Source organism: Thalassotalea euphylliae (genome assembly GCF_003390335.1).
In the GTDB taxonomy this organism is placed as follows: Bacteria; Pseudomonadota; Gammaproteobacteria; order Enterobacterales; family Alteromonadaceae; genus Thalassotalea_F; species Thalassotalea_F euphylliae_B.
Genome location: NZ_QUOU01000001.1, coordinates 4,570,765 through 4,591,056, shown reverse-complemented (window position 1 = coordinate 4,591,056; position 20,292 = coordinate 4,570,765). Strand labels below are relative to the sequence as shown.

Sequence of the window (20,292 nt, the reverse complement as noted above, 5' to 3'; positions counted from 1 at the left end):
GCTGGCAGACCGCTTGGGCGCAACGAAAATGCCATGATTCACGGGCAAGCGCTCAGTGACTTGGGGATAAAATGAGTTTATTCGATTTGCGCACCACATTTGGTCTGAAACCGTTATTTTGCCGTACTGTATGTTCTGAGCAATTAAAAGTGACTAGAGCTAAGTAAATTTTTTGTATAAAAAACAGCAATATTAAGTGAGTTGTCAACTAAGGTGACAAAATAAACACATTTTTAGTCAAGTATTCAAATATACACATTTAATTAACATTTAACTGAGGGAAACACTGGATACTCAATGGTTATGCGATAAACCTATTAAAAATAATATTTTAGTTGATACGAGTGGTAAAAGGTGATTGCTATTTAATCTGTTTTCACGGCATGCTAGGCTGGTTGAAAATAGAGGAGGAGCAATGAACTTTCAACGTGTTGTAATTAAAGTTGGCAGTGCCTTGGTTGCCCCTGATAAACAGGGTTGCAGCGGGCAGTACTTACTGTCTATCGCGCGCTTCATTACCCAATGCCACCAAGCGGGAAAAGAAGTCATTTTGGTATCGTCTGGCAGTGTCGCTGCTGGCCGTGCATTAATACGACATGGCTCACCCAACCCCTCTATCCCCACTAAACAAGCAATGGCAGCGGTTGGCCAAATGAAAATGATGGCGAATTGGCAACGTTTTTTTGATGTGCCCTGCAGTCAGCTGTTGATCACACACGGCGATTTAAAAGATCGTCAGCGCTATATCAATATTAAAAATACCATTCGTATTCTGCTCGCCAACGGTGTGATTCCGATCGTCAATGAAAACGATACGGTGGCTACCGAAGAATTAAAAGTCGGTGATAACGATAACCTAGCCGCACAAGTGGCGCTGGTAAGCGAAGCGGATTGTTTATTGATATTAAGTGATGTCGATGGCTTGTATCGCGAAAACCCCAAAGACAACCCCAATGCTGAAAAGCTGACGGATGTTGCGCAAATCACCTCAGCTATCTATCAAATGGCGTCTGGTACCAGCAATCATATCGCCACAGGCGGCATGCAGACTAAAATTCAAGCGGCTGAGAAGGCCACAGAAAACGGTATTGCCACCTATATTTTAAGTGGTGAAGATGCGCAAGCACTGGAGCAATTTGCCCAAGGGGTTAATGCTGGTACGCACTTTCATGCACAGCAAGCACCGTTCAAAGCGAAAAAGCATTGGCTAAAGCACACACTAAAAAGTACTGGCCGTGTTTTACTGGATGCTGGCGCAATAAAAGCCGTCACCCAGAAGGGCGCTTCTTTATTGCCGTCTGGCATTACGAGTATTGACGGCCGTTTTGCGGCCGGAGACTCGATTGATATTATCGATGTCACCAGTCAGTCGGTTATTGCGAAAGGCATTAGCCAGTACAGCTACCGCGATTTAGCAAAGATTATTGGCCAGAACAGTAATCAAATCGCCACTATTTTAGGTTATTGCCCAAGCAAAGTGGCGGTGCATCGCGATGATATGGTGATTTTACAATCTGCTATCAATAGCGAGATCAATACTGATAGTGAAACCGATAGCAAAACTGTCACCACAGCGAAAACCACTACGCCAGTCGTGAACCAGATAAGTCGTAAGGAAGAGTAATGAATTCAACAGCTTTTGATATGCAGCAAATGGCGCAGCAGGCCAAAGCCGCAAGTAGAGAAGTGGCGCAATTAACCACTACCGAGAAAAACCAACTACTGGCTGATATGGCGCAGGCGATCCGTGCGGCAAGTACCGCCATTATCGCTGAAAATGAAAAAGACTTAGTCGCAGGCCGTGACAAAGGTCTATCTACAGCCATGCTTGACCGATTAACCCTGAACCCTGCGCGTATCGACGATATCGCCGCCGCCATTATGGATATTGTCAATTTACCTGATCCGGTCGGCAATGTTGCCAACATGCAGCTTCGCCCGAATGGTATGCAAGTGGGCAAAATGCGTATTCCGCTGGGCGTCGTGTCGATGATTTATGAATCTCGCCCGAATGTCACAGCAGAATCGGCGGCACTTTGTATTAAGGCCGGTAATGCTGTGGTATTACGCGGTGGCTCAGAGGCGATTCACAGCAACTTGGCGCTGGCGAATTGTTTGCACCAAGTATTGGCGACACATCAGCTGAATCCTTACATGGTATCGGTGATTCCCGATACCAGCCGCGCAGTGATTGAGCAATTATTAAAACAGCGAGAATCTATTGATTTAGTGATCCCTCGCGGTGGTGAAGGCTTGATTCGTTACGTCACCGAAAACAGCCAAATTCCGGTTATTCAGCACTTCAAAGGGGTGTGTCATCAGTATGTGGATGAATTTGCGGATTTAAGCAAGGCGATTGATCTGCTGGTCAACGGTAAAACGCAGCGCCCAAGCGCTTGTAATGCGCTCGAAACTTTACTCGTTCACCAAGCGGTGGCTGCGCAATACTTGCCGCAAGCCGCGAAGGCATTAGCAGAATTTGATGTGAAAATTCACGCCTGTGAGCAATCTCAGTCATATTTTATGAACGCAGAATTGGCAACTGATGAAGACTACCAAGCGGAATATCTAGCACAAGAAATTGCGATTAAAGTGGTGGCTGATTACGATGCCGCTATTGCTCATATTAATCAATACAGCTCAGATCATACCGAAGTGATCGTTAGCCAAGATACCTCACGCTGTCAGCAGTTTATTCGCCAAATTAACGCGTCGGTAGTGATGGCAAATGCGTCATCTCGCTTTTCTGATGGCGGCCAGCTAGGGTTAGGCTCTGAAATTGGTATTTCGACCAGTAAGCTGCACGCTTATGGGCCAATGGGGCTAGAAGCGTTAACAACAGAGAAATTTGTGGTACTAGGGGATGGCCAAGTAAGGCCATAGAGTATACGCCATAAACTATAGTCCATAGGCAATTGTCGAGGGCAAAACTAAGTGGCGCTGAGCACCTCTCACATTTGCCGTGAGCCAATAAAAAAGCTGATATCACGCCAAGCCTAAATGCTTGGGGTAATATCAGCTTTGAGTGATGGCAAGTGTTAGCGTGTGGTGCTATTTACCGGCCGCAGACCAACTAAAGTAGTTGGTATCTTTAAAGTCTTCGCCTTTTAGTTGGGTTAAGGCGTTCATAAACTTACCTTCGATAAACATCACTTTGTATAGCGCTAATAAATCAGCCTTAGTGGTCGCGCGAATGTCACGGATTTGTTCAGCCTTGGAGTTGAAATTGTGTTTTTCTTGCTCCCAGTCTTGAATAAAGTGACCCACTTCAACAAAGATATTTTCAGGCTTTTTGCTAAGTTCATCGGCGACTGAGTTAGCCAGTTGCGCAATGGCTTTTTCGTCAACCTGCTCAAGTGCTTGGTAAAAGCCGAGTTGGAAAGACTCAATGCGCTCTTTCAGTTGCTGCAAGTCGGTATTGTCACTGACAATCATGACCGAAAGCGCAGGGAAGTCGTGAATACTCTCTTCATAGCTTCTCACCACGTAGCCGACTTGTTGATTGGTTCTCAATTCTTTAAACAAGGGCGTTGACGACAAGCGATTGAGCAAGTGCAGCTGCGCAAGTACTTTGGCCGACTTTTCTGGGTAGATGTAAGTATCCACTAGGCCGACACCATCTTGTTTCACCGATACCTTTTTTACTACGGCGCTGCCCTGTTTTACTGAAAAGTCAGATGCCATGTACCAAGGCTGCATATCGCTCTCACCTAACAGTTCGCGCGTTTGCTTGGCAAAATCAATCAGCTTTTCTGGGGCGAAGTTACCGTGGGCATAAATATCGACAAAGTTGTCGCGCAGAATTTGCTGGTGCATCGCTTTGACTTTTTCCAAAGACGCATTGGCCAGTGCCTTGCGCGTTGCCTTGATGGAATATTGATAAGGGCTACGACGTGTTAAATTCATTGCGTGAAAAGACAGCTGATCTGAAATTTTCAGTGCCTGCATACTTTCCAGTGAATCGTTGACTAGCTTGAGTGCTGATTTGAAGTCACGCTCGGTAATTTCGAGCCCTTTGAATTCTTCGATCAGCTGAGTTGCCAACTTAAATTGCTTGCTACTGCGACCAAATAGGCGAAAAACCGTATTGTTCGCATGATTCGCGGCTGGGCTTATCATTACCCCGTTGCGCTGCTGGGCGCGTTGCAGCAAGCGTTGATTTTCTTTAATAAAAATCACGTTAAGCAGTGAAGCACTCACTGCGTTGTCGATGTTTTCCGAGGGCGCTGTTGACGTGAGTGCAACGTTTAGTACACCTTCTTTGCCTTTGTGGTGAGTACTTTGTGAATAAAATACTTGTGCACCGGCTTGGCTGTGTATTTTTCGTGGAGATGAATAATCGCCATCTAAGACAACTTCAACTGCTTCTTCTTGCTCGATAACCTGTGCTGCAGGCAACTTTACCGCAAGAGATGAGTTTTGCCATTTCGCCAACTCTTGCGCGGTAATTGCCGCAACGCGGTAGCCACCTTCTGCGTAAGTTAATTCAGTCTCTACTTTTTCGGTTGGGTTAATATGGTAAATACGTGCGCGTTCTGGGGTCAGCAAATCCGCTAACTCACCGATTTGCTTGGCATCAAATTTCTTGGCGACAAAGTTGTGATCAATTAAATGCTCACTTGGGATATCGAAAATAGGTTGTGCCAGTTGCATAGCCAGTGGCAGCGCTGCGGGCGCGCGATAGTCTTCGTATTGCAGATTGAGCAAGCCTTTTAGCTCATCGAAATGTGCTTGGCTGATGCCCTGAGCTTTGATTTGCGCTAGGTAGCCAAAGGTACTGGCAAGTATTGTGTCTTGCTCGGCTAGGCCTTTATCCGTTAACACAAATTGAACAAAGGCGCTGCCATTGTTACCCCATGCGTTAGGCATAAACATTACACTGCCAAACTGAATTAGCCCTTGCTCTGTTAAGGTGGCCAGCAATGAACCCTCTTCTTGCGAGGCTAATAACTTTTGCAAATAGGCGTTAGCTTGGTTTTGCCACTGTGCCATATTGTTTGGCATGGCAAACTCAACCGCCAATACCGGCACTTTCACCTTACTTTGTACATAAATATGCTGCCCTAAATGCTCAGCCTGATAAGCTGGCAACACAGTTACTGGGCGTTTAACTTTCTTGTTGTTAATGTCAGCAAAGTACTTTTCCGCCAATTTTTTAAGTTGCTTAGGCGTTTGGTTACCCACCAATACCAATTTCATGATATTGGCAGAGTAATAATCCTGATGAAAATTACCTAGCTCGGCTAATAGAGCAGTTTTATCTTTGTTGAGCGTTGCTAAATTACCCACACCTAGTTGCACTCTTGGATGGGCCAAGTTACCGGTGCGCGCTGCAGCGCGTTGCTGAACAAATTGATCTGATTGACGATGGGTTAGCCACTCAGAATTAACCGCGTTGATTTCTTTTTGCACCATGCTTTCGTCAAACAAGGGCTGTTTAATGGCGCTGCTTAATCGGTCGAGCGCTGGCGCAAACTGCTTGCTGTCGATGGAAAATAAATACGTGGTTTGTTGCTGGGCTGTGTAGGCGTTAGTGCGGCCGCCATTCTCGCTGACAAAGGCCATAAATTCATCGGGCGTAGGGTACTTGTCAGAGCCCATAAAAATCATGTGCTCAAGAAAATGCGCCAACCCCTGAAATTGCGCTGGATCTTGGTATTGACCAACACCGACGGATAAGGTCGCTGCTGACTGTTTCAAGTTGGGATCAGATACCGTGATAACTTCCAGTTGATTACCTAAGGTGAAAGTGTGGTATTCACGTGGGTCGTTTGGGCTTTTGTTGACTGTGCCTGCGTAGGCACTAAGTGCTGCGCCAGACAGTACAAGTGCAGTACTGAGCTTACTCAGTTGTTGGGTAAAGGTTTTCATAAAGCACACGCTTCCTTGTTTTCCATGTTGTTATTAGTGAGTGTTGTTACTTGCAGGCCAATAGCCGGAATATTCGATGTTTGCTCTAACTCGTGTCTAATCAATGACGAAGCCTAATATGGCAAACTTAACCTTGAATAGCTGACAATTGGAGTAGGCAAAGATAAAAGGCAACATACTTCACTAATATTTACTACTTACTGTTGTTGAATATCGCTACTGAGGAATTTTCGCGAACACACACCCTATTAAACTCTGGTGAGATTCACAAGTGTTGCATGCTATATTTTAATATAAATCATGAACTTAATTAGAGAGCTAAGTAGTGGGTTAATTGAATACTATTAGCGTAAAGTATGAAACTCCTAGCCTTCTTCTGGTGCTTAATTCATTTGTGTCTTGATGGACTCGCTAGTGAGTTGCAGTGCGGGAAGCAAGGCAAGTAAGGTGATGAACAGTATCAGTGCGATTACACTTAGCCCGAACAGTTCAGCCGATAAATCAGGTATTGTTAAATGCTTAGCTAGTAAAGGCATGACAAGTTTGACAATGAGCAGCGCAAGTGGAATTGAAACACCAAGATGAGCCAGCTTTTTCCCAAATAACTCTTTAAAAATATGCTTGGGTAACGCCCCCAGAGCTAACATGGTACCAAACTTGGCACGGTTCAGTGCAATGAACGCTGCTTGTTGATAGTAGAGATTAAAACTCACAACAATGAGTATAAGTACCGCCAGTAAAAGTGCTAAGTCAAACAGAATAAACTCGATTGCATCTAATTGGTAAAGTTGGTTTTCAAGTGACTCTCTCGCTATTCTGCTGCGCAATGAAATACTGTTTCCTGCCCAATCGTCGATGAGAGGTAAAAACTCATTTTCTACTGAGGCAGGGTAATAAAAAGTGACGATGCGATTTAAAAATTGGCTAGTTTGGCTCAGGTGTTGATATACGAAGGGAATACCTGTTTTATTAATACCAAAATGAGGAAGGTCTTCGACGATGGCGGTGACTGTTAGTTTGCTGCTTTTCATCGCAGAGTTGATGGTAATTTGCCCCCCAAGTAAGTCGCTCAGCACCTGTCTACCTGATAAAAGTTGCAGTGCTGCTGTTTCGTTGAGTACTACGCCATATTTTTCAAGGGGCATACTACCTGCCAGCACATTCGCATTGATCGTTTCAAAATAATTACTGGCGACGTCGATTTTTCTTGCTGTGTAGTTAATAACCTTGTCACTGACCGATGGCTGGTATTTAATTGATTGTGTTGAGGGCGTGACAAAAGGGGCGCCAGACATAGTCACGTTTGCAAACTGATGGACCTCTCCGTCAAGCCAATTTCTGGCGAGGCTTATCGGCTGGTGGCTGGTGAAGGTTACTTCTTTGATTTGTTTGTTAATGTTTAATTGCGTGTAATAAATGATTTGCTGATAAATAACAATAACAGAAAGCGAAATAGCGAATAGTGCAATCGTTTTTTGTAGTACGTCATTGCTATAGCTTAGCAGTGCTTGTTTTTTATTCATGGTCAGTTGAGATGATCGCTCAAACACTTGTCGCTTCGCCAACGATACCAAGGGTAAAACTGCACACAACATCATAAATAGGCTGATTAATAGGCTGCCGAGTAGCCAACTTAACCAGTCTGGGTTGGTGCCCAGTTTCTCTATCAAAAGTGAAAAGTGCGATGATGTTGTCAAAAAGTGAAATAGCGCAACATAAGAAACTGCGCCCGATAAACACACTAAGATAACAACAGGCAATTGTTCTTTAATGAGTTGGCGAGCAAGCAGGGAGAACCTAGCGCCAACAGCAATGCGCACCATAAATTCCTGTTTTCTCTTGATCAACATGTTGGTCACGTGTGAAAGCAGCCCAATGCAACAGAGTACAAGAAAGAAAGTCGAGAGGATAAAGAGTACTTGCCAGCTACTAAATAAGGCATCTTTGGCGTTGGGAGAAAGCTCTACGCCGTTGATTAACCAGTTGTCATGAGGTGCCTCTTGAAAGCTCATGACATCATCATCGCTTTGCCGCTGAAATTGAGCCAATGCCTGCTCTAGTTCGCTAAGTGCCATAGGTTGGTTCAGTCTAGCTATGCCAAAGTAGTGAGGGATACCCGGTAATAAACTTTGGGTTAATCGTTGATTTTTCGCTACTTTCGCAGGAATAGCGCGTTCATCAACAGTAAGCCTAAATGGCATGGTGTCAGCCAATTCACTGTGTTTAAGCCATACAGATGGTGTGAAACTGCCAAGGTCATCCATTGAGGCAGGTAAAATACCTGCAATCCGGTATCGCTTGCCATTTTGCGTAAGTTGTAACACCGCCTCTGTCAGCTTGATATTTGAGAGGTATTGTTCGGCAAATCGCTGTGAGACCAACGCATCATTGCTAGCCAGGTTTGTTACCTTTGCTAGTGCCCCTTCTATAGCCAAAAGCGAGGCAAAATTGTCTGCGTAGTAAACCACAGTTTGGTTCAGTGCTGTGGTGTTATTCAGGTACAAAGTTGTCGTATTAAAAGATAGTGTGGTGACCTCTTCAACTTCCGGCAATTTAGCCACTTGCTCTAAATTGTAGCCTCTTATCGGTGAAAACTCACCGGCTTGGTTTTTTCGACCTATGGTTATTAATTCTGCTGAGCTGCCAACGAATGCTGGACGGTCTTTGAGGAGCTCACTACCAATTTGCAGGATAAAAGTGAACAAGGTATTGAGGAGCGCGAAACACAGTGCTAAAAAAAGTAATTGCCCTTTGAACTTACTTATCGCGGAAAAATATTTATCAAAAGCTGGCATAGATTAGGCAACTACTCGCAAGTTATGACTGGTTGCAATGCGGCCATTCTCAATCGTGATAGACTGTTTACAGGCGGCAGCAATATCTTGATCATGAGTTACCATTAATACCGTTGTGCCACTATTGTTGATATCATTAAGTAGCTCAATAATTAGTTGGCCACTTTCTGTATCTAAGTTACCGGTTGGCTCATCGGCAAGAATCAGATCAGGATTGCTGACGATGGCTCGGGCGATAGCGACACGTTGTTGTTGACCGCCTGACAGTTGTGAAGGGTACTGCTCTGCCTTATCTGTCAAATTGACTTTTTTAAGAGAAGCCAAAGCCAGCGCACGATATTGTGCTGGTTTTATGTCAGGGTTGTATTTTAGTGGTAGGGTGATGTTTTCCACCACGTTCATATCGTTGATCAGATTAAAATTCTGAAATACCCAACCGAGGTGTTTGTTACGCAGTATACTTTGCTGATAAAAAGAAAGTTGGGTGATATCGTGGCCGCTAAGCTCGTAGGTACCCGAGCTTGGCGTATCGAGCAAACCAAGTACGGATAGCAAGGTCGATTTGCCACTGCCTGAGCGTCCCAAAATAGCAACGTAATCGCCTTTGTATACTTCAAAGCTAACGTTATTAATGGCCGGGAGTACGGTATCGCCATGATAGAAACTTTTGCACAATTGGCTGACTTTAATTAACGGTTTGTCCATGTAGCTCCTCTACCACTATTTTCGGCTGGTTGCCCAACTCTTTTGGGGTGCTCATTAATACTGAATCATTGGTGTTAAGCCCGGTAATTACCTGCATTTTGCCATCGGCTATTTTGCCGACTTTCACCTCTGTGGGTTGATAATAGTCAGCGTCAGCCGTTTTTACGTATAGCGAATAGGTCGTATGACTGTGCTTAACCGCTTGCGGCTTGTTGACTACCATACTAATACCTAAATTATCAGTAATTACCTTGCCACTTATTTCCAAGTTTGGACGAGCCATTGCTGGCATATCGTTGCGGGGGATAACGTCAAAAGACACTTGATTGTCATTAACATTGGGTGAAATCCTGCTGATGGTGCCAGTGACGGCTGCACCCTTAATATTTAGTACCACGAGTTGATTTAGCGCTAAATCGGAGGCGTTAACGGCTGCGACACTTAATTCTGCATAAAGTGATTCGGGGTCAGAAATTGCGCCGAGTATTTCGCCAGCATTTAAGTGTGCCCCCAATTCTATACTATCGCTCAGGTGGTTAAATAGCCCTGTAAAGGGAGCGCGAACCACTAAATTGTTGAGCCCTTTCTGTGTGTATTTAAGCGCTTGCTTAGCTTTCTCCAGCTTTAATTTGGCTGAAGCTAAGTGAGCCGTTTTGGCTTCAATAAAAGACTGTAAGTTATCGCTTCTCAACTGCAGGTTTAATTTACCTTGTTCAACTTGCAACTGAGACTTTTTAAAGTCAATGGCTGAAACAATATGCTCGTCAAACAGTTTGCTTTTGGCCTCTAGCTCGATTTCACTAATAGCCAATTGGCCTTTAGTAATAGCAAGCTCATTATTGATAGTGCGTTCCTCCTTGTTTAAGTTTGCTTTGAGCATTTGGAGGTCGGCATCTAGCTCTAGTATTTCGAGCTCTTGCTGTGCTAATTTCTCAACTAATGCTGTGTTGTTGAGGGTCAAAATAGGTTCGCCTTCTGCCAAAATAACCCCGGGTTTTACATGGATTTTCTCAACTAAACCTGGGGTAGCTGCAATGAGTAAGATTTGTCGGTTAGGCTTTAAATAGCCGAATGCTTTAGTACTTACTTCAAGCGTAGTGTGCCTCACAGTGTCAGCGGCAACCTTTTCATCTGCGCCAAATGGCGAAGAGAGGGCGTCAAGCGCAAAATAGCCAATGAAGAGCATTAGGGTAACCCCGCCCAATATTGTTGCGCGCCTGCTTAAACGCGCAGAAAGTGATTCACGTTGAGGAATATCCATATCAGGGCAATAACTCTTAAAGCTGATTAGTAGAAGGTTTGGAAAATAGTGATTGCACTATTGTTTTTCAGGCTGTTTAGCACCTGTTCATGCTTGCCCATAAAATCGGGCATCACACTCAAGATGGTTTGCAATGATTCTGACGGCATATTGAAGTACAATGCAATGTAACGGTCTTCCGCTATTGGGAATTGGGCTTCAACTACTGTTGGTGACAAAACCTTGATTGGTTTATCACTAACATTACCGACAAAACTGATCAATGACTGCTGATCATAAGGCTCTTTTACGTTAAACAGGGTCAACGTTTCTTGTTTACTGATAAATGCTTGATTTACTTTGTCATAGATATACACCTTAGGCATTGGCGGATTTTTATCGCTTCCGGGGTTGATGACTTGCTGGTAAATAGGTGTCATTACGCCTAGGCCAACGACCTGTGCTGAGTTGGCGTAACTTGATGCCGAAAAGAAAGACAAAAATAAGATGAAGATCAATCTAAGCAAAATGTACGTCTCCGTATAAAATGTATGAGCAGGGAAACCCCCTGCAACTTTAACTCATTTGTTAACCAATTTTAAGGTCGCACGTTACACCTACATTTGGATCTGAAGTGCAACAGATTGTTCCAATTTCTGTATCATGACATGCGGCAATTGCGCCAAAGCTCGATAGTGTGAACAGAGCGGCTAATAAAGCAGAAGAAATTTTTTTAACATACATTTTGTGTGTGCTTTTTATGAATCGCACTTTTCATTAAGTGCACGGCTAAACTATTCCATTTGTATTTACATTAAGATAATAACAGTATAATTTTCTTGTAATTTTTATATAATGCTAGAAGAAATAAGGGCTGTAGCCATTTATTAAATAACATTGTGTTGTTGTCTTCTTTATTGTTATCAGGGCAGGTTACCCACCTTTTCTATGGAAAATTCACCTAAACCTATTTATTTGATTGACGACTTCGAGTTTGTACCTGCTCGCTTTTTGCTTATCGACCATCGCCCTGAAAAAGGTGGGCAAGAGAGAAAGTTAGAACCCAAGCAATCTAAAATCCTTGAACTGTTTGCGCAACATCAGGGGGAAATTGTTTCTAGAGAAGTATTGGAGCGAGAGGTTTGGGCTGGCACTATTGTTTCTGAGCAAGCCGTTAATAATAAAATATCAGAGTTAAGAAAGCTGTTTGGGGATAACTACAAAGCCCCCAAATACTTAAAAACCCACCCCCAACTGGGCTATGAGTTAATTGCTCCTATAAGTTTACTTAACGAAGTAAAACCTGAACCTGCTGAGCCAGACCAATATTCTTTAGCGCCCGTATCAACTGAACATTTACCAATAAAATCTAGTTATCACGCCGCTTTTTTTTACCTAATTTGTATTGCGATGGTAGTTGGAGGAGGGTTTTACTTGTACAAGGTGCTTGAAAACACTCACCAACATGAAAAAAAAGCGGTTAGCCTCTCACCTGTGACTGTTGAAAAGGGGCAGGAATTTAGCCTGAATGTTAGGCGTGACGGCCAACTAACCTACAGCTATCGCCCATTGGGAGCGGAAAATTGGCGAATAAAAATTAAATCCGCTGACGGCATGAAAGAGCGTTATATAACAGATGAAAACGAAGATTCAAATTCACCTGTATGGCTTGGTAATACAGATGTTATTTTTTATATAAAAAATATCGGTAATAGCTGTTCCATCTGGCGCGCAGACGATGTGTGGCAAAAAAATGTTCACAAGCGTTTGGCTGGTTGCGGCAATTTAGCCAGCATTACCCCATTGAGCGTTGGTGATAAACAAGAATGGCTTTATTTTTCGAGATTTAACGGCCAGTCTAAGTTTGAGCTGGCACGTTTGAATATTGAAACCCTTAATGCAGAAACGTTAGTCGCTCCACCTAGTGCCAGCTTTGGCGACTATTCGAGCACTATTTCGCCTGATGGTAAAAAGTTAGCTTTCTTACGAGCATCATCCTATTCGCAGGTGGATATTATGGTACTTGAACTAGCCACGGGGGCAATAAAACACATACTCACGGTAACACACAATATATACAGGACAAGTTGGGATAATAGCAGCGAAACTCTTTATTACATTGATCAAGATAATAGATTAGTGGCTCAAAATACCGAGGATGGTGAGATTACTTTATTGGCCAGCCTGCAACAAAAATCACTAGCACCTTACCTTGATTATGATGGTGTTCCCTACATTGTTGAGGGGGATTTTCATGTGGCTGATATTTGGGAAGGCGATGTGTCTACTGAACAATATCAGGAAATAGTCGCTTCCAGTTATCAAGATTACGGTGTTGAGGTGTCAGGTGAAACCACTTTGTTTACCTCTAATCGAAGTGGTTTGCCGCAGATATGGCTTAAAAGCAAAGGTGCTCCAACTCAATTGACTTCATTTAAAAGATACAGTGCGATAAAAGATAAGCACTTAAATACAGATCTAAATGTCCTATTTTTTATTCAGGATAACGAACTTTATCGACTTGGTATCGACTCCCAAAAACTAGTAAAGCTCACACCAGCAGGTTGGCGAGTTGAAAGCCTAGTGTCGGATTGTAAAACAGGAGAGTCGCTTTTTACCGCAAAGTCTAACGGTATATGGAGTTTGTATCGTTTTGATAATGCGGCGCAGCGGCCAATAAAAGTCTTGTCAGATATTTACCAAATAAGTGCTGATTGTGATTTTAATAAATATTATGGCCAGCAATTTACCGGATTAGGCTTGGTTGAAATCAGCTTGTATGATCAGACAACATACAAATTATCGTTTGCCGAATTAGCGAAAATAACCAGCATTGAGTGGCAAGTAAATAATAACCGTCTTTATATTTTGGATAAAAATAAGCTGGTTAGTTTCGACTTGTTAACCAATAAGCTGGTGCTATCGCATGATTTCAGTGATGAGTTTGTGGTACACACATTTGATGTCGATGCAGGACGACAGTATTTTACCGCCAAAAGACAAACAGAAATGGAAATAAAAAAGATAATTTTCAATTAGTTAATTTCAAATTATAAAATGGTGATGTAATTATTATATCGTCGAGATTTGCACTGGGCGAATTGTAATTAAAGTCGTATCCCGTTTATTAATTGACGGGATTGACCATGAAAAAACTTACCCAGTATACAGTTGTTGCATTATTCACCTTATCTTCTGGCTTTTATGCTTGCGCTTTTACTTTTGAAGATACTAAGACCCCAATCATCAATGATGATGTTGATTTAACACCAATTCAGCAAATATGTAGTAAGTTCCCAATGTGTAAAGACAACTAAAAGTAGAGTTTTTACATGTAAGGTTATTTGCAATGGCAGTTAAGAAAAGATCGATAGAACTTTCTGTATGTTTAGTTAAAAGCGAGTATGCAGATCATTTGGACTCACAACTCATCGATACGTCTAAATGTCTAGCTCCTTTTGAGCTAGATATCGGCGACTCAAGTACGTCGTTGTATATTAAAAAAGAGTCAAAGTCGCAACCAGGATGGATAGAATTTTTAGCGTCTGCACCCGGAGTTTCAGCAGAAATGCTCGGAGAATCACTTAGCATTGGTGCAACATTGATTATTCGAGTTAGTGAAAACACATTTATCCTCTCTTTTGGGCAAGGTCACTTTCTACGCAATGACGAAATTATTGTCAGAGAGTTCGGATTAAAAGTGGTCTTAAACTCAATTGTTGCAGACGACATTCGCAGCCTTGATAAGGCTACTGGCGAATTAACTTCGCTAAATGCCAGAACACAAAGTAGTAAAGGAGGTGATATCTATAACCTGCTTATTGATACGGAAATGGACTTTCTTCAGGCTCTTTCAGCAAAAGTTAGAGACGAGTTCACGGATTTATTCGGTGTTAAAATATCTGGTCGAGATGTGCTAAAAATTAGTCCTAAGATAGATATTTTTGATTTAGTTCCTACCCTAACTGCCTGTTACAACCAGTACAAGAAGCCACTGCCGAGTGAATTTACTTGGGTTGATAATATAAAGCGAGTAACGGACAAGCCGCTAATTGCAGATCTTAAAAATGAGCTGGTGGTCTTGTTAAACAGTAGCTCTGCTAAAGATTTAGCATGGTTGGGTGAGCCTGAAGTGGTAGACCATGAGCAGCTACAAGGGTATTCATTTACCGAGAAGAGTAAGGAACTTGATTTATTTCTTAGGCTTGATCATTTGCTAGAGGTACTGGAAAAAAAATCTGGCAGCAAGCCATTCACAATAAAAATACTGGAAAATCAAACTATCTGGGCACGAATGAGTGACGGTCGTGTACTCTATAGCTGGTCTGCATACCGGTGTATTAACACTGAGATAAAGTACAAAGGTAATACTTATCTACTAAGGAGTGGTGAATGGTTTAATCTTGCTTCATCTTACCAACAGGCTGTTGATGATGCGTTAAAACCTATTCCTATCAATAAAATAAAATTACCTGCTTATACGCATAACAGCGAAGGCTTGTATAATAACGATGCAGCTACGCAAATAGGTGGTCATTGCCTTGATGCTAAAAATATAATTCATGGCGGTCGACACAGTAAAATTGAATTTTGTGACTTGCTACAGGTTAAGAGTCATACAAACTTAATTCACGTTAAGCGCTATAGCGGTTCTGCTACTTTAAGCCATCTATTCTATCAGGCTCAAGTTTCTAGTGAGCTGCTAAAAGTCGATGCAGATTTTAGAAAAAAACTCAACGAGAAGTTACCCGCAGAAGCAAAGTTTACTGATGTTTTCGCAACACCAAATACTGACAACTATCATGTAGTGTTTGGCATAGTAACGAAGAAAAACTTGCCGCTAGATTTACCATTTTTCTCAAAGATCACACTGAAAAATGCCCATAGGTCATTGATAGCACTTGGTTACAAAGTGTCGATTACAGTGATCGATATTGAACAGAATATTGATGTAAAGTCTATTGCGCCGATCAAAGCAAAATTATCATAAAGTAATTTCAACTTAATGCGTTAAATTGATAGTTAATGATTTAAGCGTTTTCAGCGAGCTAACGCCTAAGCTAGCTTGATTGAAATATGATCGTCATTGATGGCGTCCATCAAAGGGCTAAGTTCATCTGGTTGCGCATTGAACCAGTAGTCGATATGCGCTGGTTGGATTAGCACAGGCATGCGTTGGTGAATTTCGCCGCATTTTTCGTTGGGGCTAGTGGTTAAGGTAACCAACTTGGGGGCGGCAAGGTCATAAAGTATACCCGCCATTAAGAACGGTTGTTTATTGGCGTGCGTGAAGGCATATTTTTCTTTCTTGCCATTCTCGGCTTTCCATTCGTACCAACCTGAACAAGGGACTAAACAACGGCTGTGGCCAAACGCTGCTTTAAATGTTGGCTTAGTGTTGACGGTTTCAGCTTGTGCGTTGATGAGTAGTCGATTTGACCACTCAGGCTGAATACCCCATGTCGCATTGAGTTGTTGAAATTGCCCGCCGGGGCAAATAATGGCGGCAATATCCTCAGAAGGGCGCAAATCAGGGTTGGTTTCAAGGTTAAATTCAATCCCTAACACATCGTTAATAAATTGTGCGATAGGATCGTCAATAATGTTTAATCGGCCACACATAGCTGCTTCTTATCTGCCAAGTTAATGCTAATACTAGCATTTTTATCACGTGACTTAACTGTCAACGCTAACGCGACTGGAATAATCACCAATACGGGATAATTCGCTATTGATTCTTAGCGCTAGATCACTAGAATACCCGCCGGTTTAAATTTCGACGTCTATCGTGCGTGTTCGAATCATTAAATTCTGCCAGAAGGAAGTTAACGGCTTTGAGTCGCTAACATGGTCTAGTCTCCAAGGAACCGCGCCAGGTAATTACATCGTTTAGGAGTGAGAATGTCTCTTAGTTTATTTGCCGATATTATCGGTATGACAGGCACGTTTTTAGTGGTGCTTGCTTTCTTTTTAATTCAGTTAGAAAAACTTAGCCCAAAAGGCATGGCGTATAACTTGTTAAATTTAACTGGTGCCATTTTACTGCTGATCAGCCTGTGTATTAACTTTAATCTGGCGAGCTTTGTGATTGAAATTTTCTGGATCGCAGCGTCATTGGTTGGTATTTACCGTTATTATCAGCGAGAGCCAGCACAGACCAGTTAATGGCTTGTGGCCTTAAAAACCATTAGTTATTTTAAAACGCCGTACTGAGTTACGGCGGTTTTTGTGCCATATGAAACCCATATAATACCAATTGAAATAATTATCTGACCACCTTGATCCAATCGCGAGTACAGAGTTTTTTCACTCTATCAATATCCGAAATGAATGTGTTCCAAGCGACTGAAACCTGCTCTACTATTTCATCAAACCCGCTGAATACACGATTAGATAAGCAGTGCTGGCGTAACCATTGCCACACTTGCTCAATTGGGTTTAGCTCTGGTGAATAGGGTGGCAACTTGATTAGCGTAAGATTAGAAAATGGACTAGCTGTATCCATTGTATGCCACCCCGCACCATCAATGATAACCACCGCATGTCTACCCTGAGGTGTAGCTTTGGATATTTGAGACAAGTGCTCTGTCATCATCGCTTTATTGACGAGCGGCGTAATTAGCGCTTCGGTTTGGCCTGTCGAAGGGCAAACAGCACCAAATAAATAGCCGTAGTCAAACTGCTGTTGTTTAACCGCCCGTGGACGACTTCCTTTTTTCGCCCACGTTCTTGTTACTTGATTTTGCTGGCCAAAACGAGCCTCATCTTGGAACCACACATCAACGTCTTCGGGCTGGACATGCCATGGGGTGTTAAGGATCGTTTCCAGTCGGAAGGTTTTTAAAAACCGCTTGGGCTTGTTCGGATTGCTTAGGATGCTTGGAGCGGCTCGTTATCCAACTAAAGCCGAGCGCATGGAGCAGGTGATAGATATTGCGTAGTGAATAAGTCACATCAAATTCTTGAGCAATGAACTGTTGAATATCTTCCCCAATCAGTCTACCGCCACTGTTTTTTTCTGCATGGGACAACACAAATGCTGACAGCTGATTCAGTTGCGCTTGTGAGAGTTTGGAGGGTCTCCCCTTGTTTACTTTGGATTGCAGCCCTTTAAGCCCTGCCGATAGGTAGCTGTTAACCCATTTATTAACGCTGCCTCGAGCAACACCGAGTAATTGAGCTATTTGCGCTCTATTTTGACCAAGTGAAAAGTGATAAATGGCGAGCAACCTCATTCGGACTCTCGCGTTACTTTCTTGTTGGGCGAGCTTTTTTAATTCTGTTGGGTGATGCATGCTGATCTACTGGTTGAAAAGTCATGGCTATTAGATCACATGTTTATTTCAATTGGTATAACATGAAGTAATAGAAGGATTGGCACAGTAAAGCCGTGCTTTTTATTTTAAATATTAAAGGAATAAAGTGAGAAAAGAGTGGGGTGGCATATGGGACTTGAACCCACGACAACTGGAATCACAATCCAGGGCTCTACCAACTGAGCTAATGCCACCATCAAGGAAATCTAACTCGCCTGTGCGAATCAGTGCGCGGATTCTATATCAGTTTACTGGGCTTTGACAAGCGCCAACTCGTAATTTCTTGCAATACCAGTAAAATTAATACCATTAGTATAAAAATTGATGAAAAAGGCAGCACTATGTCGTTAGATAATTTGTTCGCGCAGCTCGATGGGCATTTGTCGGGTGAGGAAAAGCAGGGGCCGCCCGTAGAGTTATGGAACCCTGAATATTGTGGTGAGATTAACTTACAGATTAAACAAAACGGTGACTGGTTTTATATGGGCACGCCGTTTAAGCGCTTGTCTTTGGTTAAGCTGTTTGCGTCGGTATTAAAAAAGGAAGGCGACGAGTTTTTCTTGGTAACACCGGTTGAGAAAGTAAAAATTCAGGTGGAAGACAGCCCATTTTTAATTACACGTTGGGAGTGGCAAGGTGGCGAGCCACACTCAGACCTACTGCTGGCGACGAATTTGGGCGATGAGTTGGTGTTAAGCGAGCACCACCCACTTCGATTAGATGGCGAGGGTAACATTTACATTACAGTACGCCGCAATTTAGAGGCGAAAGTACATCGCAATGTTTATTATCAATGGGTTGAGGCGGCGCAAGAAGTTGCAACCAATGGCTGCACTAGCCTGTTTATGCACAGCCAAGGGCGAGGATATGAAATAGGGCGTTATTAATACGCCCTATCCTTTACTAATCTGCCAGAGGTTCAGCGTAAGTCTAGATCACTCGAGAGAAGCGCTGCTGGTGGATATGCTGCTTCATATAAGCATCAAAGCTCATGCAGATATTACGTATGAGTAACCTTGCTTTGGCGTGAACCACAATCTCGTGTTCGCGGTTAGTCACTAAGTTGTCTTCAATAAAGGTTTCCAACGAGACCAATTCCTCAGCGAAATAGTCGTCAAACACAATGTCAAAGGTTTGTTCAATCACACGCTTGTCGAGCGACATATTGCACATTAATGAGCGAATGACTTGGCCGCGTAGCACGTCGTCGGTATTAAGCGTTACCCCTTTTTCAACCGCGTGATGGTGCGCGTCGATCATTTGGTAATACTGTTTAAGCTCTTTGTTGTTCTGGCTATAACAGCGGCCAACGGCACTGATTGAAGAAACCCCTAAGCCCAATAAGTCACAATCACCTTGCGTCGTGTAACCTTGGAAGTTGCGATGTAAATTGCCCGTGCGCTGTGCTATCGCTAATTCATCATCGGGTTTGGCAAAGTGATCCATGCCGATAAAATCAAAACCTTGCTGACATAGGGTTTCTATCGCGAGTTGCATGAGTGCGAGTTTTTCGTTGGCATTGGGTAGCCATTCGTCTTTTAGTTTGCGCTGCGCGGCAAAGCGCGATGGCAAATGGGCGTAGCTGAACAGTGAAATACGATCGACGGCCATCTCTTCAACACTGGCTAAGGTGCGACCAAAGGTGTCTAGTGTTTGGTGTGGTAACCCGTAAATCAGGTCAATGTTAATGGATTGAAACCCTACGGCTTTTGCGTGATGGGTAAATTCAGTAATAAATTTGGTTGATTGCTCGCGGTTAATGGCTTTTTGCACTTGCTCATCAATGTCTTGCACGCCAATACTCATGCGATTAAAGCCAAGCGCATAGAGGTGAGCGGCTAAGTCTAGCTCGATTTCACGCGGGTCGACTTCAATACTCATTTCCAACTGCTCGGCGAAGGTAAAGTGTTGCTTGAGCAAGTTAACTAAATGAGTAATTTGTGTTTTCGTGAGAAAGCTTGGCGTACCGCCACCCCAGTGAATTTGTTTGACTTGGTAATCGCTAAACAATGGGGCGCGTTGAATGATTTCTTTGGCAAGGTAATCGAGGTAGATATCCGCTTTGTCGCGATGGCGCGTGACTATTTTGTTACAACCGCAGTAATAACAAAGGCTGTGACAAAATGGAATGTGCACGTAAATGGATAAATCACGCGTATCTGAGCCAGCGACAGCATCAATAAACGCTTGGTCGTTAAATTCGTCGTGAAACTCTAGCGCCGTAGGGTAAGACGTGTATCTTGGCCCACTGGTGTTGTATTTGGCTAAAAGTTTTTTATCGAATAACTGTGCAACTTGCATGATATCTCCTGAATGTTAAGCGCAGTATTTTATCAGAAGACATCATGGCAAAAGTTGATCAAGC

General features: G+C 43.0%; 15 protein-coding genes and 1 tRNA gene. 7 read left to right on the top strand and 9 right to left on the bottom strand.

Going from position 1 to position 20,292, the window contains the following annotated elements; translation table 11 throughout:
- Positions 1-415 precede the first annotated feature (415 nt).
- Both proB and DXX93_RS19910 read left to right on the top strand, forming a co-directional pair.
- Positions 416-1,624, top strand: a complete 1,209-nt coding sequence (proB, locus tag DXX93_RS19915; protein ID WP_116009639.1) for a glutamate 5-kinase — start codon at positions 416-418, stop codon at positions 1,622-1,624.
- Entirely contained in the window at positions 1,624-2,883 is a 1,260-nt protein-coding gene (locus DXX93_RS19910) for a glutamate-5-semialdehyde dehydrogenase (protein WP_116009638.1), read from the top strand. The genes proB and DXX93_RS19910 overlap by 1 nt, the downstream gene beginning before the upstream one ends.
- A 168-nt stretch (positions 2,884-3,051) precedes the next feature.
- Here DXX93_RS19910 and DXX93_RS19905 read toward each other — a convergent pair whose 3' ends face one another.
- The 5 genes from DXX93_RS19905 to DXX93_RS19885 form a co-directional block, all read right to left on the bottom strand.
- A complete protein-coding gene (locus DXX93_RS19905) occupies positions 3,052-5,871 on the bottom strand; it encodes an insulinase family protein (protein WP_116009637.1) in 2,820 nt (939 codons plus the stop codon).
- 383 nt (positions 5,872-6,254) lie between these two features.
- Positions 6,255-8,666: an ABC transporter permease gene (locus DXX93_RS19900; RefSeq protein ID WP_116009636.1), complete on the bottom strand. Its 2,412-nt coding sequence runs from the start codon at positions 8,664-8,666 to the stop codon at positions 6,255-6,257.
- Between the two features lie 3 nt (positions 8,667-8,669).
- Entirely contained in the window at positions 8,670-9,371 is a 702-nt protein-coding gene (locus DXX93_RS19895; RefSeq protein ID WP_116009635.1) for an ABC transporter ATP-binding protein, read from the bottom strand.
- Entirely contained in the window at positions 9,352-10,632 is a 1,281-nt protein-coding gene (locus DXX93_RS19890) for an efflux RND transporter periplasmic adaptor subunit (RefSeq protein ID WP_116009634.1), read from the bottom strand. The genes DXX93_RS19895 and DXX93_RS19890 overlap by 20 nt, the downstream gene beginning before the upstream one ends.
- Before the next feature lie 26 nt (positions 10,633-10,658).
- Positions 10,659-11,138 (bottom strand): hypothetical protein, encoded by a 480-nt coding sequence (locus DXX93_RS19885; RefSeq protein WP_147302729.1) that lies wholly within the window; start codon positions 11,136-11,138, stop codon positions 10,659-10,661.
- A 421-nt stretch (positions 11,139-11,559) separates the two neighbouring features.
- On the opposite strand from DXX93_RS19885, the gene DXX93_RS19880 reads away from it, so the two are divergent.
- From DXX93_RS19880 to DXX93_RS19875, 3 genes are all read left to right on the top strand, one after another.
- Positions 11,560-13,650 carry a winged helix-turn-helix domain-containing protein gene (locus tag DXX93_RS19880; protein WP_116009632.1) on the top strand — a complete coding sequence of 697 codons (2,091 nt, stop codon included), beginning with the start codon at positions 11,560-11,562 and terminating at the stop codon, positions 13,648-13,650.
- Between the two features lie 107 nt (positions 13,651-13,757).
- Positions 13,758-13,928: a hypothetical protein gene (locus DXX93_RS20835; protein WP_181902276.1), complete on the top strand. Its 171-nt coding sequence runs from the start codon at positions 13,758-13,760 to the stop codon at positions 13,926-13,928.
- A gap of 32 nt (positions 13,929-13,960) precedes the next feature.
- Complete coding sequence (locus tag DXX93_RS19875) at positions 13,961-15,601, top strand: TIGR04141 family sporadically distributed protein (protein ID WP_116009631.1); 1,641 nt, start codon at positions 13,961-13,963, stop codon at positions 15,599-15,601.
- A gap of 65 nt (positions 15,602-15,666) precedes the next feature.
- Here DXX93_RS19875 and DXX93_RS19870 read toward each other — a convergent pair whose 3' ends face one another.
- Positions 15,667-16,233 carry an SOS response-associated peptidase gene (locus tag DXX93_RS19870; protein WP_116009630.1) on the bottom strand — a complete coding sequence of 189 codons (567 nt, stop codon included), beginning with the start codon at positions 16,231-16,233 and terminating at the stop codon, positions 15,667-15,669.
- A 279-nt stretch (positions 16,234-16,512) separates the two neighbouring features.
- On the opposite strand from DXX93_RS19870, the gene DXX93_RS19865 reads away from it, so the two are divergent.
- Entirely contained in the window at positions 16,513-16,776 is a 264-nt protein-coding gene (locus DXX93_RS19865) for a CBU_0592 family membrane protein (protein WP_116009629.1), read from the top strand.
- Between the two features lie 100 nt (positions 16,777-16,876).
- On the opposite strand, the gene DXX93_RS19860 is transcribed toward DXX93_RS19865, so the two are convergent.
- Both DXX93_RS19860 and DXX93_RS19855 read right to left on the bottom strand, forming a co-directional pair.
- Positions 16,877-17,906 (bottom strand): IS630 family transposase gene (locus tag DXX93_RS19860; RefSeq protein ID WP_441351376.1). Its coding sequence is split into 2 segments (ribosomal slippage): positions 16,877-17,446 and positions 17,448-17,906, totalling 1,029 coding nucleotides; the frame shifts between segments, so codons are not numbered across the junction.
- A 139-nt stretch (positions 17,907-18,045) separates the two neighbouring features.
- A tRNA-His gene (locus DXX93_RS19855) sits at positions 18,046-18,121 on the bottom strand.
- Positions 18,122-18,268: 147 nt separating this feature from the next.
- Here DXX93_RS19855 and DXX93_RS19850 point away from each other — a divergent pair.
- Positions 18,269-18,814 (top strand): DUF1285 domain-containing protein, encoded by a 546-nt coding sequence (locus DXX93_RS19850; protein ID WP_116010068.1) that lies wholly within the window; start codon positions 18,269-18,271, stop codon positions 18,812-18,814.
- 43 nt (positions 18,815-18,857) lie between these two features.
- Here the strand turns inward: DXX93_RS19850 and hemN are convergent, their stop codons facing one another.
- Positions 18,858-20,228 (bottom strand): oxygen-independent coproporphyrinogen III oxidase, encoded by a 1,371-nt coding sequence (gene hemN / locus DXX93_RS19845; RefSeq protein ID WP_116009628.1) that lies wholly within the window; start codon positions 20,226-20,228, stop codon positions 18,858-18,860.
- Positions 20,229-20,292 lie beyond the last annotated feature (64 nt).

Excerpts from the sequence above, each read along its gene's own strand:
- DXX93_RS19875 (WP_116009631.1), top strand. The coding sequence starts at position 13,961 with ATGGCAGTTAAGAAAAGATCGATAGAACTTTCTGTATGTTTAGTTAAA.
- hemN (WP_116009628.1), bottom strand. The coding sequence starts at position 20,228 with ATGCAAGTTGCACAGTTATTCGATAAAAAACTTTTAGCCAAATACAAC.
- DXX93_RS20835 (WP_181902276.1), top strand. The coding sequence starts at position 13,758 with ATGAAAAAACTTACCCAGTATACAGTTGTTGCATTATTCACCTTATCT.
- DXX93_RS19850 (WP_116010068.1), top strand. The coding sequence starts at position 18,269 with ATGTCGTTAGATAATTTGTTCGCGCAGCTCGATGGGCATTTGTCGGGT.
- DXX93_RS19900 (WP_116009636.1), bottom strand. The coding sequence starts at position 8,666 with ATGCCAGCTTTTGATAAATATTTTTCCGCGATAAGTAAGTTCAAAGGG.
- DXX93_RS19910 (WP_116009638.1), top strand. The coding sequence starts at position 1,624 with ATGAATTCAACAGCTTTTGATATGCAGCAAATGGCGCAGCAGGCCAAA.
- DXX93_RS19880 (WP_116009632.1), top strand. The coding sequence starts at position 11,560 with ATGGAAAATTCACCTAAACCTATTTATTTGATTGACGACTTCGAGTTT.
- DXX93_RS19870 (WP_116009630.1), bottom strand. The coding sequence starts at position 16,233 with ATGTGTGGCCGATTAAACATTATTGACGATCCTATCGCACAATTTATT.
- DXX93_RS19890 (WP_116009634.1), bottom strand. The coding sequence starts at position 10,632 with ATGGATATTCCTCAACGTGAATCACTTTCTGCGCGTTTAAGCAGGCGC.
- DXX93_RS19895 (WP_116009635.1), bottom strand. The coding sequence starts at position 9,371 with ATGGACAAACCGTTAATTAAAGTCAGCCAATTGTGCAAAAGTTTCTAT.
- DXX93_RS19865 (WP_116009629.1), top strand. The coding sequence starts at position 16,513 with ATGTCTCTTAGTTTATTTGCCGATATTATCGGTATGACAGGCACGTTT.
- DXX93_RS19905 (WP_116009637.1), bottom strand. The coding sequence starts at position 5,871 with ATGAAAACCTTTACCCAACAACTGAGTAAGCTCAGTACTGCACTTGTA.
- proB (WP_116009639.1), top strand. The coding sequence starts at position 416 with ATGAACTTTCAACGTGTTGTAATTAAAGTTGGCAGTGCCTTGGTTGCC.